The 12681-nt window shown below is 68.7% G+C and carries 11 protein-coding genes; 6 read left to right on the top strand and 5 right to left on the bottom strand.

What is annotated here, in order from left to right:
* The 3 genes from gluQRS to VBO01S_RS28280 all read right to left on the bottom strand — a co-directional run.
* Window positions 1-825: tRNA glutamyl-Q(34) synthetase GluQRS (gene gluQRS, locus VBO01S_RS28290; protein ID WP_062481638.1), on the bottom strand; the 825-nt coding region annotated here is incomplete at its 3' end.
* A 6-nt stretch (window positions 826-831) separates the two neighbouring features.
* On the bottom strand, window positions 832-1914 hold the full coding sequence (locus VBO01S_RS28285) for an NAD(P)/FAD-dependent oxidoreductase (protein ID WP_082818329.1): 1083 nt from the start codon (window positions 1912-1914) through the stop codon (window positions 832-834).
* Between the two features lie 117 nt (window positions 1915-2031).
* The gene (locus VBO01S_RS28280) at window positions 2032-2985 is read right to left on the bottom strand and encodes a LysR family transcriptional regulator (protein WP_062481635.1); all 954 of its coding nucleotides are present in this window, start codon (window positions 2983-2985) and stop codon (window positions 2032-2034) included.
* Window positions 2986-3148: 163 nt separating this feature from the next.
* Between VBO01S_RS28280 and VBO01S_RS28275 the strand changes: the two genes are divergently transcribed.
* From VBO01S_RS28275 to VBO01S_RS28260, 4 genes are all read left to right on the top strand, one after another.
* Window positions 3149-3850, top strand: a complete 702-nt coding sequence (locus VBO01S_RS28275) for a pirin family protein (RefSeq protein ID WP_062481632.1) — start codon at window positions 3149-3151, stop codon at window positions 3848-3850.
* 61 nt (window positions 3851-3911) lie between these two features.
* Window positions 3912-4337 carry a DoxX family protein gene (locus VBO01S_RS28270; RefSeq protein WP_172438299.1) on the top strand — a complete coding sequence of 142 codons (426 nt, stop codon included), beginning with the start codon at window positions 3912-3914 and terminating at the stop codon, window positions 4335-4337.
* Window positions 4338-4415: 78 nt separating this feature from the next.
* Complete coding sequence (locus tag VBO01S_RS28265) at window positions 4416-4967, top strand: flavodoxin family protein (RefSeq protein ID WP_062481628.1); 552 nt, start codon at window positions 4416-4418, stop codon at window positions 4965-4967.
* A 34-nt stretch (window positions 4968-5001) separates the two neighbouring features.
* The gene (locus VBO01S_RS28260; protein ID WP_062481625.1) at window positions 5002-5925 is read left to right on the top strand and encodes a pirin family protein; all 924 of its coding nucleotides are present in this window, start codon (window positions 5002-5004) and stop codon (window positions 5923-5925) included.
* Window positions 5926-5934: 9 nt separating this feature from the next.
* On the opposite strand, the gene VBO01S_RS28255 is transcribed toward VBO01S_RS28260, so the two are convergent.
* A complete protein-coding gene (locus VBO01S_RS28255; protein ID WP_062481623.1) occupies window positions 5935-6720 on the bottom strand; it encodes a sulfurtransferase in 786 nt (261 codons plus the stop codon).
* A gap of 61 nt (window positions 6721-6781) precedes the next feature.
* Between VBO01S_RS28255 and dnaE the strand changes: the two genes are divergently transcribed.
* Window positions 6782-10300: a DNA polymerase III subunit alpha gene (gene dnaE, locus VBO01S_RS28250; protein ID WP_062481620.1), complete on the top strand. Its 3519-nt coding sequence runs from the start codon at window positions 6782-6784 to the stop codon at window positions 10298-10300.
* Window positions 10301-10395: 95 nt separating this feature from the next.
* Complete coding sequence (locus VBO01S_RS28245) at window positions 10396-10767, top strand: YgiW/YdeI family stress tolerance OB fold protein (RefSeq protein ID WP_082818328.1); 372 nt, start codon at window positions 10396-10398, stop codon at window positions 10765-10767.
* Here VBO01S_RS28245 and VBO01S_RS28240 read toward each other — a convergent pair.
* Window positions 10751-12681: PDDEXK-like endonuclease domain-containing protein (locus VBO01S_RS28240; RefSeq protein ID WP_255221228.1), on the bottom strand; the 1931-nt coding region annotated here is incomplete at its 5' end. The two genes, VBO01S_RS28245 and VBO01S_RS28240, sit on opposite strands and share 17 nt — an antisense overlap.

Below are 12681 nucleotides of genomic sequence, written 5' to 3'. Positions count from 1 at the left end.
GGGGCGCAGGCCGAGGGCGTGCGCGGCGGCATCGAGCGCGGCCAGCGCGGCCTGCGGCGTGGCGGTGTCGATGGCCGTGGCGCCGTTCTGCTTGGAGAGCTTGTCGCCGTCGGCGCCACGCACCAGCGGCGTGTGCAGGTAGCTCGGCGTGGGCAGGCCGAGCGCCTGCTGCAGCAGGATCTGGCGCGCCGTGTTGTCGGCCAGGTCTTCGCCGCGCACCACGTCGGTCACGCCCTGTTCGGCGTCGTCGACCACCACGGCCAGCTGGTAGGCCCAGGGGCCGTCGGCGCGGCGCAGCACGAAGTCGCCGACCTCGCGTTGCACGTCCTGATGCTGCGGGCCGAGGCGGCGGTCGTGCCAGTGCAGGTCGCCGGCCGGCATGCGGTGCGCGGCAAAGCGCCAGGCGCGCGCGGGTTTGCCGTGCAGGCCGTCGCGGCAGGTGCCGGGGTAGACGCGTTCGCCGTGGCGCTCGTGTGCATGGCCGAGCCGGGCCAGGGCCAGGTCGATGTCCTTGCGCGAGCAGCCGCAGGGGTAGGTGAGGCCGCGCGTGCGCAGCGCGGCCAGCGCCGCCTCGTAGTGCGCGGTGCGCTGCGTCTGCCACTCGGGCGGTTCGTCGGGGAGCAGCGCGCAGTCGGCGAGCTGGCGCAGGATGTGCTCGCCCATGCCGGGCAGGCAGCGCTCGGTGTCGGCGTCCTCGATGCGGACCAGCCAGCGCGCCTGGTCGCCGCGCGCACGCACGTCGAGCCAGCTCGCGAGCGCGGCCACCAGCGAGCCGGCGTGCAGCGGGCCGGTGGGCGAGGGGGCGAAGCGGCCGGTGGCCCGCATCCTTTCTTAGAGAACGGCGAGGGCCAATGAAAGGCCCGAAACGAAACCGTCTTCCACGCGATGGCCGATGCACCAGTCACCCGCGATGCCGATGCGGGCCTTGGCGTCCCACAGGTGGGTCTGGCCCACGGGCACCTGCGTCTGCGCCTCGGGCCAGCAGCGTGCCTTGGCGTGGCTGGGCGTGGCGTGGATGCCGGTGATCTCCGAGAAGGCGCGCAGCAGCTTGGCCTCGATGCGCGCGGGCGTGTCGCGCAGGTGTTCTTGCGACCAGGTGGCGCTGGCCTGCAGGGTCCAGCGCTCGACGCGCTCGCGGCCGGGCTTGGACGATTCGCGCGCCAGCCACGCCACGCGGTGGTGGGTGCTGCGCGCCACGTTCCATTGCGGGCCGAGGTGCGACATGTTGGCCTGGTTGGCCTGGGGGAAGGCGATCATCAGCGTCCAGCAGGGCGCGATGCGCACGCGGTCGATCTTGCGGCTCAGCGTGGCCGAGCGTTCGCCGTCGGCGAGCAGTTCGCGGGTGCGTGCGGGTGGCACGGCCAGCAGCACGGCGTCGAAGCCGGAGTACACATGCTGCGAATCGTCCGCGCCGGCGGTGCGCAGCTGCCAGCGGGTGGCGTCGAGCGCGTCGGGCTCGATGCGGGTGACCTGGGTGTTGGTGACGAGCTGCTCGCCCAGCGGCGCGGCCCAGTGGGCCACGAGCGCGTCCATGCCGGGCTGGGCGACCCAGTGCGGCTCCAGCGAGGGCAGCGCCGCCTCGGCCACGCGGCCGTGGGCGTCGAGCACGCGCACGAGGTTGGCGCTCCAGGGGCGGCACAGCGCGGGCGTGGTGGCGAGCACCTGTGCAAAGCGCGGATCGCGCACGGTGAAGTACTGCGCGCCGCTGTCGAAGCGGCCGAAGGCGGTGTCGATGCTCGCCATCCGCCCGCCCGGCGTGGCCTCGCGTTCGAACACCGTGACGCGGTGCCCGGCCTGCATCAGCGTGCGGGCACAGGCCACGCCGGCAATGCCGGCGCCGATCACGGCGAAGTGGCGGGCGGCGGCGGGAGTTCGGTGGCGGTCGGCGGTGGCGCGGGCTTTGGCTTTGGGCATGGCGGACTCTTTTCTTTTGACAGGGTGATGACGGAGGAGGCCGTGCACACTCTACCTCGGTCTGCGCGCGTCCCCGGGCTGGGGGCGACCCTTATGCAGCCCCGCACCGCGCGGCGTTCAGCGGCCCCGGTGCCGTTCGAGCAGCGCCTTGCGCGTGCCCTCGTGCTCGAACTGCGCGAGCCACCATGCGAGCGCGCGCCCCGGCTTGCCCGCGCTGCGCACGCGCCACGCGCAGTGCATGGTGCCCAGCGGCGGCTGGCGTTCGGTCTGCAGTTCGACAAGGTGGCCGGCCTCGATGTAGGGCCGCGCCATCGGCTCGGGCAGGAAGCCGCCGCCCAGGCCGTGCAACTGCGCGGCGATCTTGGCCTGCATGCTGGGCACGGTGAGCACGTCCTGCCCGCCGACGAGGTTCACGGTCATGCTCGGCCCACTGCGCACCGAGTCGGCCGCGGCCACCGCGCGGTGCTGGCGCAGCACCGCGTCGCTCAGCGGCTGCGGCAGGCGCGCGAGCGGATGGTGCGGCGCCACGGCGAACACGAAGCGCAGTTCGCCGATCGGCCGGCTGCGGATGCCGGTGGCGGTGAAGGCCAGGCTCGCGGCATCGAGCACCGCGCCGATCGCCAGGTCGGCCTCGCCGCTGGTCAGCGCCTCGATGGTGCCGAGCAGGGTTTCGTCGCGCAGCTTCAGGCGCGTGGGCGGCTCGAGCGCGAAGAAGGCGGTGCACAGGTCGAGCAGCGGGTCGCGTGCGATCACGCTGTCGACCGCGATGGTCAGCATCGGTTCCCAGCCGGTGGCCACGCGCTTCACGCGGTTGGCCACGGCGTCGATCTCGCCGAGCAGGCGCGCAGCCTCGCGCAGCAGTTCGGCGCCGGCCTCGGTGATGCGGGCCTGGCGCGCGCTGCGGTCGAACAGCAGCACGTCCAGGGCGTCCTCGATCTGGCGCACGCGGTAGCTCAGCGCGCTGGGCACCAGGCCGAGCGCGCGCGCGGCGGCGGCGAAGCTGCCGGTGGTGGCCACCGTCTGCAGCATGGCCAGCGCGTCGGGGGTGAGGACGTCTCGGGCGCTCGTCATGGGGCGGGCTCCATCATTCAAATAATTTGAATGATGCCATCAAAACCGGGCGTCTTTCAGAGGGGGATGGAGGTCCAGAATTCTTCTCATCCGCTGCGCATCCGGCGCGGCCCACGACGAAAGCCCCGGCGCCCGAACCGGGTGGGGCAGCAAGGAGTTCGATATGTTGCAAGTGCGTAAATCCCAGGAACGCGGTTATGCCGACCATGGCTGGCTGCGCTCGTTCCACAGCTTTTCCTTCGCGGGGTACTACGATCCGGCCTACATGGGCTTCGGCAACCTGCGGGTGATCAACGAAGACCGCGTGGCGGCGGGCGCCGGCTTCGGCACCCACGGCCACCGGGACATGGAGATCATCAGCTACGTGCTCTCGGGCGAACTCGCGCACAAGGACAGCATGGGCAACATCGAATCCATTCCGCCGGGCGACGTGCAGCGCATGAGCGCCGGCCGTGGCGTGATGCACAGCGAGTTCAACCACAAGGCCGACGAGACCACGCACTTCCTGCAGATCTGGATCGAGCCCAAGGAACGCGGCATCACCCCCGGCTACGAGCAGAAGCAGTTCAGCGACGCCGAGAAGCGCGGCACCCTGCGCCTGGTGGCCTCGCCCGACGGCCGCGACGGCTCGGTGACGGTGAACGCCGACGCACGCCTGTTCGCCGGCCTGTTCGACGGCGACGAGACTGCCAGCCTGGCGCTCGACCCGCAACGCAAGAGCTACGTGCACCTGGTGCGCGGCGAGCTCGAAGTCAACGGCCAGAAGCTCGTGGGCGGCGACGCCGCGATGCTCGAAGGCGAATCGCAACTCACGCTCGGCGCCGGCAAGGATGCCGAAGTGCTGGTGTTCGACCTGACGGCCTGAGACGGCGTCTTTTTTCCTTTCTTTGTTCCTTTCGCTTCAACAACCAACGAGGAGTTCCACCATGGCCATTACCACCACAACCACCGCCCCCAACGCTGCCCAGGACACCCTGGCACTCATCGGCCGCGTGCTGCTTGCAGCGCTGTTCGTGCCCGCCGGCTTCGGCAAGCTCATGGGCTTCGCCGGCACCGTGGGGTACATCTCCTCGGTGGGCGCACCGCTGCCGCAGGTGGCGGCGGTCATCGCGATCGTCGTGGAGCTGGGGCTCGGCCTGCTGCTGCTGGTCGGCTTCAAGACGCGCGTGTCGGCGATCGTGCTGGCGATCTTCACCGTGGCCGCAGCCGTGATGTTCCACAACTACTGGGGCATGCCCGCCGACAAGGCCTTCGTGAACCAGCTGATGTTCTTCAAGAACATCGCGATCGCAGGCGGTCTGCTCGCATTCGCCGCCTTCGGCGCCGGCCGTTTCAGCATCGATAAAAAGTAAGCTCGCTCCCCTCCAGGCCGCGCGCACCTCGTGGGCGCGGCCTGCTGACTTCATTGCTTCTTTGAGGAAATCCGTTTCATGGCAAACATCGTCGTTGTCTTCCATTCCGGCTACGGCCACACCCAGCGCGTGGCCCAGGCCGTGGCCGACGGGGCGGGCGCGCAGCTGCTCGCCATCGACGCCGACGGCAACCTGCCGGCCGGTGGCTGGGAGACGCTGGCCGCGGCCGACGCGATCATCTTCGGCTCGCCGACCTACATGGGCGGCGTGAGCTGGCAGTTCAAGAAATTCGCCGACGCGTCGTCCAAGGTCTGGTACACGCAAGGCTGGAAAGACAAGCTCTTCGCCGGCTTCACCAACAGCGCCACGATGAACGGCGACAAGGTCACGACCATGACCTACCTGTGGACGCTGGCCATGCAGCACAGCGGCATCTGGGTCAGCATGGGCATCCTGCCGACCAACAACAAGGCGGCCACGCGCGACGCGATGAACTACGTCGGCGGCTACGGCGGCCTGCTCACGCAGTCGCCCTCGGACGCGAGCCCGGCCGAGATGCCCAAGGGCGACCTGGAAACCGCGCGTGCCTTCGGCGAGCGCATCGGCGCGGTGGCAAGATCGCGCGCATAACGCCCCACCGAACTTCGCCCACAAGGACACCACGATGACCGACACCATCCCCGAAATCCAATTGCTGCGGCCCCACGACAAGGACCTGGGCGGTGGCTTCAACGTGCGGCGCGTGCTGCCGGCGGCGCAGCGCCGCTCGGTCGGGCCCTTCGTGTTCTTCGACCACTTCGGCCCGGCCACCGAGCAGCCCGGCAACGCGCACGACGTGCGCCCGCACCCGCACATCGGCCTGTCGACGGTCACCTACCTGTTCGAGGGCGCGATGATGCACCGCGACAGCCTGGGCAGCGTGCAGGAAATCCAGCCCGGCGCCATCAACTGGATGACCGCGGGGCGCGGCATCGTGCACTCCGAGCGCAAGCCCGAGCGCCTCTTGGCCGACACTTTCGTGAACCACGGCCTGCAACTGTGGGCTGCGCTGCCGCAGGCCCATGAAGAGGTCGAACCCAGCTTCGAGCACACGCCGGCCGACGCCATTCCCGAGCTGACGGTGCAGGGCGTGCCGGTGCGCGTGCTGGTGGGCGAGGCCTTCGGCGTGCGCTCGCCGGTGAAGACGCTGGCGCAGACGGTCTACCTCGACATCGCGCTGCCGGCCGGCGGCCGTTTCGAGCTGCCCGCGCTGGCGCCCGAACTGGCGGTCTACATGGTCGACGGCGATGCGCGCGTGAACGGCGAGCCGGCGCCCGCCCACACGATGGCGGTGCTGCCGGACGGGCAGGGCGCGGTGTTCACTGCCGACGCCGCCGTGCGCCTGATGGTGATCGGCGGCGAGCCGCTGGACGGCCCGCGCTACATCACCTGGAATTTCGTCTCGAGCCGGCGCGAGCGCATCCTCGAGGCCGGCGCCGACTGGGCTGCCCAGCGCATGGGCCACGTGCCCGGCGAGACCGAGTTCATTCCGCTGCCGGGCAAGCCCTTCGGCGTGCGCGAGCCCGACACGGGCACCACGCCGGTCTGAGCCTTCCGTTTATTGCTTGATGCCGATGTCCGGGTCTTCCGAGGCCCGGGCGCTGGCGTCGGAGGCGCGCGCGCTGAGGTCGGGCGCGAGGGCCCGGCGGCCGTCGAACACGAAGCAGTCGCCGTGGTAGTGCGCGCCGCCGACGTCCTCGAAGTACTTGAGGATGCCGCCTTCGAGCTGCAGCACGTGTTCCACGCCTTCCTCGCGCATGAGGATGGCCGCCTTCTCGCAGCGGATGCCGCCGGTGCAGAAGCTCACCACGGTCTTGCCCTCGAAGTCAGCGCGGTGCGCTTTCAGTGCGGGCGGGAATTCGGTGAACTTGGTGATGCGCCAGTCGATCGCGCCGTCGAAGGTGCCTTCGTCGACCTCGAAGTCGTTGCGCGTGTCCAGCATCACGATCTCGCGGCCCTCGTCGTCGTGGCCCTGGTCGAGCCAGCGCTTGAGCGTGGGCGCGTCCACGCCGGGCGCGCGGCCGGCGGCGGGCTGGATCGCGGGGTGGTCCATGCGGATGATCTCGCGCTTGAGCTTCACCAGCATGCGCCGGAAGGGCTGCGTGGCCGACCAGCTTTCCTTGGTTTCGAGGTCGGCAAAGCGCGCGTCGGCGCGCAGGTCGGCCAGGAAGGCGTGGATGGCCTGCGCCGTTCCCGCCAGAAACAGGTTGATACCTTCGGGCGCCAGCAGGATCGTGCCCATCAGTCCCAGGGCCTGCGCGCGCTCGCGCAGGGTCTCACGCAGCACGGGGCTGTCGTTGATGCCCACGAACTTGTAGGCGGCGATATTCAAAATCTCTTGCACGGGGCGGGATTGTAGGGATCACCGCACCACATCGTGGGGTGGCGCTTCCTACAATCGACGGATGTTTGTTCACCTGCGTCTGCACACCGAGTTTTCCGTCGTCGATGGCACGAATCGAATCGACGAAGTCATCAAGGCCGCCGCTGCCGACAAGCAGCCCGCGCTGGCCATCACCGACCTGAACAACCTGTTCGGGACGGTCAAGTTCTACAAACAGGGCCGGGGCAAGGGCGTCAAGCCCGTCATCGGCGCTGAAATCTTCATCGACGGGCTGGGCAAGGAGCCCGGCGCGCTGACCCGCCTCATTCTGCTGGTGCAGAACATGGAGGGCTACCTCAACCTGTCGGAACTGCTGGCCCGGGCCTGGACGCAGAACGTGAGCCGCGGCCAGTCGCAGGCGGCCTGCAAGCTCGAATGGCTGCAGGAGCTGCAGGGCGGGCTGATCGCGCTGTCGGGCGCGCAGGCCGGGCCGCTGGGCCAGCCGCTGCTGCAGGGCCAGGAAGAGCGCGCCGCCGAACTGGCGCTGCAACTGGCGGGCATGTTCCCGCACCGTTTCTACATCGAGCTGCAGCGCGCCGGCCGTCCCGAGGACGAGCCGCACGTGATCGCCGCCGTGAAGCTCGCCGCCCGCCTGAAGCTGCCGGTGGTGGCCACGCACCCGGTGCAGTTCGCCGAACGCCAGGACTACGAGGCGCACGAGGCGCGCGTGTGCATTTCCGAAGGCGAAATCCTCGGCAACCCGCGCCGCGTGCGCAAGTTCACCGAAGAGCAGTACTTCAAGTCGAGCGCCGAGATGCAGGCGCTCTTTGCCGACGTGCCCAGCGCGCTGGCCAACACGGTCGAAATCGCCAAGCGCTGCAACCTGACGCTGGTGCTCGGCAAGCCACAGCTGCCCGACTTTCCCACGCCCTTCATCAGCGAAGGCGTGCGCATGCCGATCGGCGAATTCTTCCGCCAGGAGTCGTTCGAGGGCCTGGAGGTGCGGCTGAAGCACCTGTACCCCGACGAAGCCAAGCGCGAGGCCGAACGGCCGCGCTACGTGGAGCGCCTGGAGTTCGAGATCAACACGATCCTGAACATGGGCTTCCCCGGCTACTTCCTGATCGTGGGCGACTTCATCAAGTGGGCCAAGGAAAACGGCTGCCCCGTGGGCCCGGGCCGGGGCTCGGGTGCGGGCTCGCTCGTGGCCTACGCGCTGAAGATCACCGACCTCGACCCGCTCGAATACAAGCTGCTGTTCGAACGTTTCCTGAACCCCGAACGCGTCTCGATGCCCGACTTCGACATCGACTTCTGCCAGGGCAACCGGGACCGTGTGATCGACTACGTGAAGGACAAGTACGGCCGCAACGCCGTGAGCCAGATCGCCACCTTCGGCACCATGGCCGCGCGCGCGGCCATCCGCGACGTGGGCCGTGTGCTGGACATGAGCTACATGTTCTGCGACGGCATCAGCAAGCTGATCCCGAACAAGCCGGGCATGTCGGTCACGCTGCAGTACCCGCCCGAAAAGAAGATCGAAGGCGACAAGAACAACTACGCCATCGAGATGGAGCCGCAGCTGGCGGAGCGCATCGAGAAGGAAGAAGAAGTGCGCATGCTGGTCGAGCTCGCGCAGAAGCTCGAAGGCATGACCCGCAACATCGGCATGCACGCCGGCGGCGTGCTCATCGCGCCGGGCAAGCTCACCGACTTCTGCCCGCTGTACCAGCAGCCCGGCAGCGAATCGGCCGTGAGCCAGTACGACAAGGACGACGTCGAAGCCATCGGCCTCGTGAAGTTCGACTTCTTGGGCCTGGCCACGCTCACGATCCTGGAGATCGCGCGCGAGTTCATCATGAAGCGCCACAAGGGGCAGGAGAACTTCGCGTTCGAGAACATCCCGCTGAACGACGGGCCGACCTACCGCCTGTTCTCCGACGGCAAGACCGAGGCCGTGTTCCAGTTCGAATCCCGCGGCATGCAGGGCATGCTGAAGGACGCGCGGCCGACGCGCCTGGAAGACCTGATCGCGCTGAACGCGCTGTACCGTCCGGGCCCGATGGACCTGATTCCCAGCTTCGTGGCGCGCAAGCACGGCCGCGAAGACGTGGAGTACCCGCACCCGGCCGTGGCCGAGATGCTCTCCGAGACCTACGGGATCATGGTCTACCAGGAGCAGGTGATGCAGACCGCGCAGATCCTGGGCGGCTACTCGCTCGGCGGCGCCGACTTGCTGCGCCGCGCGATGGGCAAGAAGAAGCTCGAGGAAATGGCCGAGCACCGCGAGAAGTTCCGCGCGGGCGCCCTGGCCACGCACGGCATCGTGCAGGACAAGGCCGACGAAATCTTCGACTTGATGGAGAAGTTCGCGGGCTACGGCTTCAACAAGTCGCACGCCGCCGCCTACTCGCTGCTGGCGTACCACACGGGCTGGCTCAAGGTCCACTACACGGCCGAGTTCTTCTGCGCGAATATGACCGTGGAAATGGACGACACGGACAAGCTCAAGCTCTTGTTCGAAGACGCCCAGAAGAACTTCAACATCACCTTCGAGCCGCCGGACGTGAACCGCGGCAACTACCGCTTCGAGCCCGTCACCAACCGGATCATCCGCTACGGCCTGGGCGCCGTGAAGGGCACGGGCCAGCTCGCGGTCGAGGCCGTGGTGCGGGCGCGCGAAGAGGGTGGGCCGTTCAAGAGCCTGTACGACTTCTGCGTGCGCATCGACCGCCAGCGCATCAACAAGCGCACGGTCGAAGCGCTCATCAAGGCCGGCGCGTTCGACGCCATCCAGCAGAACCGCGCCTCGCTCATCGCCTCGGTCGACCGCGCCTTCGAGTTCGCCATTGCCACGGCGGCCAACGCCTCGCAGGCCGACATCTTCGGCGACTGCGAACACGGCTCGGCCACGCAGGAACCCGACCTGGTCGACGCCACGCCCTGGGGCGTGAAAGAGCGCCTGACCTTCGAGAAAACGGCGGTCGGCTTCTACCTGTCGGGCCACCTGTTCGACGAGGTCTCGCACGAGGTGCGGCGCTTCTGCAAGCGCGAGATCGGCGACCTGCTCGACAGCCGCGACCCGCAGGTCATTGCCGGCATCGTGAGCGACTTCCGCGTCATCAACGGCCAGCGCGGCCGGCTGGCGATCTTCAAGCTCGACGACAAGTCGGAGTCCATCGACGCCACGGCCGACGAGGCGCTCATCAACGCCAACCGCAACACGCTGAAGGACGACGAGCTCGTCATCGTGAGCGGCAAGCTGCAGCCCGCGCGCGGCGGCTTCGAGGCGCGCTTCCAGGTGCAGCAGGTGTGGGACCTGGCCTCGGCGCGCTGCCGCTTCGGCAAGTTCCTGCGCGTGGCGGTCAACGGCAAGGTGCCAGAGATCGCGCGCCTCTTGAAAGACTTTCCGGCGCGCACCGAGCAGACCGAGGTCGGTGACCTGGTGCACGGCCTGCCCGTGCGTCTGTCGATGGCGCGGGGCGGGGCGCAGGTCGAGTTGCAATTGGGCGAGCGCGCCAAGTTCTTCCCGACCGATGCGGCGCTCGCGAGCTGGACCGCGCAGGCCGAAGCGGGCAAGGCGCAGGTCATCTACGATTGATCGGATCGCGCAGCCCCGGGGAACCTCGGGGCCTGCGTGCGGTCCATCAGACTGTTGCAACCTGGCCTCGGGCCACTCACAGGAGGAATGACCGCATGCATTTCAAGAAGATCCTCAAGACCACCGCGTTGACGTTCGGCGTGGCGCTGCCCATGGCCGCGGCCTGGGCCCAGTACGCCGGCCCGAGCTCGGAGCCGAACCTGACGGTCAAGCAGCTGATCGAGACCGGCCAGGACGACCAGCACGCCACGGTGCGCGGCTTCATCGTCTCGCACGATGGTGGCGAGCACTACACCTTTGCCGACGACACGGGGCGCTTGAAGGTCGAGATCGACGCCAAGTACTTCCCGCCGGGCGTGAAGATCGACGACAAGGTGCGCGTCGAGCTCAGCGGCGAGTTCGACAAGGACCGGCTCACCGGCAAGACCGAACTCGACGTCAAGCGCGTCATCACCGTCCTGCGCTGACCCCGGCCTTTTTCCCGAGCGCCTGCTCGACCTGGTCGAGCACGGCCTCGGGGGCGTGCAGCCAGTCCTTGGCCAGCACCTGCATCACCTGCCAGCCGAAAGCGTCGAGGATGCGCGGACGCGAGACGTAGCGTTCCAGCACGTTGTGGCGCGTGCCTTCTTGCGCCGCACCGTCCACGAGGAGGCCCAGCGCATAGTGGCCCTGGCCCGATGCGCGCACCGCGAGGTCGCAGCGAAAACGCGACTGTCCCACCTGTTCGTCCACCGCATGGCCGCGTGCGCGCAGCGCCTGCGCGATCTGCGCCGTGACCTCGTCCGTGCGCGCCTGCCGCGCCACGTGGCCGCGCGCCAGCGGGTTCATGCCTTCGAGCACGCGCCGCGCCGTGTCCTCGTCGCCGCGTGACAGGCACTCGGCATAGCGCAGGAAGTTCTTCAGCGCCGCTGCGCCTTCGTTGTGGTCGTTGGTGATCGCCTCGTGGCGGATGGTCGAGACCACCGCCATGTGGTGCTTGGCGCGGCTGAAGATCACGTTCAGCCGCTTCTCGCCGCCGCGCTGGTTGATCGGGCCGAAGTTCATCAGCATGCGGCCCTCGGGGTTGGGGCCGTAGCAGATGCTGAGGATGATGATGTCGCGCTCGTCGCCCTGCACGTTCTCCAGGTTCTTGATGAAGAGGCCGCAGAACTGGTCGTCTTCCTCGCGCACGTACTCGGCCTCCAGCCGCGCCGCGAAGTCGGCGTCGACCGCGCCGAGCGCGTTCAGCTCCTCCTCGATCTCGCCCTGTTGCGCTTCCGAGAACGCCACGATCCCGAGGTTGCGCCCGGTCTCCCGTTTGAGCAGTTCGCGCACCAGCTGCGCGATATGGCGTGCCTCGCCATCGTTGATGCGGTTCTCGTACACCGCATCGGCCACGCGGTGGAAGCTGATGGCGCGCGAGAGCAGGGCGTCGACCTGCGCCTTCACCGATTCGTCGCTCGGGCTGCGCGACTGCACCACGATCTCGCCGCGCTCGGGCGCGGGCAGGCTGCGGTCGGGAATGGTGTACAGGTTGCCCGCGTAGAAGGCCGCGTTCGAAAAGCCGATGAGCGATTCGTAGCGGCTGCGGTAGTGCCAGGCCAGCAGCGTGGCCGGCAGGTTGCGCGCGCCCTGGTTCAGCAGGCTGTCGGCGTCGAGCACGACGGCGATGCGTTCGCCTTCCTCGCCGCTTTCTGCATCGTCGCCGGCCACCGACACGGTGTCTTCCTCGGCGTCGCGGCCCGACGAGAAGAAGCTCGTGGGCGGCAGCTGCATCTCGTCGCCCACCACGATGATCTGCGGCGCGCGGTACAGCGCGGGCACGGCTTCCTCGACCGGGATCTGGCTGGCCTCGTCGAAGATCACCACGTCGAACAGGTCGGCAGCGAGCGGCAGCGTGTCGGACACCGACAGCGGGCTCATGAGCCAGATCGGCTTCATGTCGCGCACCACGCGGCCGGTGTCGCCGCTGGCCAGTTCGCGGATCGCCTTGTAGCGCATGGTCTTGCCGAACTCGTGCTCGAGCTCGCGGCGGCCGGCGTTGTAGCTCTTCTTGAAGACCTTGCCGTCGGCGTCGAGCTGGCTGGCGGGCAGGGCGCTCTTTTGCACGTGGTCGCGGAAACGCTGGCGCACCCTGGCGGCGAGCGTGCGCGCATTGCGTTCGAGCAGCTTGCGTTCGCCTTCGCCCAGGCGCTGCGCATGGCGTGCGAGCGTGGCGCCGTCGAAGCGCGGCAGCCAGCGTTCGGTGCGGTACACGCGCTCCAACCCTTCGCGCGCGACGGCGTACTCGATGGCCTCGGGCGGCAGCGGCAGGGTGCGCAGCGCGGCGGCCACGGCCGGGTCGGCATCGGCGAGTTCCTGCAGCGGCTGGAGCACCGACGGCAGCGCGTCGGCCTGGTCGC

The sequence above is a fragment of the Variovorax boronicumulans NBRC 103145 genome (genome assembly GCF_001591345.1).
GTDB classification, from domain to species: Bacteria; Pseudomonadota; Gammaproteobacteria; order Burkholderiales; family Burkholderiaceae_C; genus Variovorax; species Variovorax boronicumulans.
Note: the sequence above shows the minus strand (reverse complement) of the source record. Positions and strands in the feature narration are given on the sequence as shown.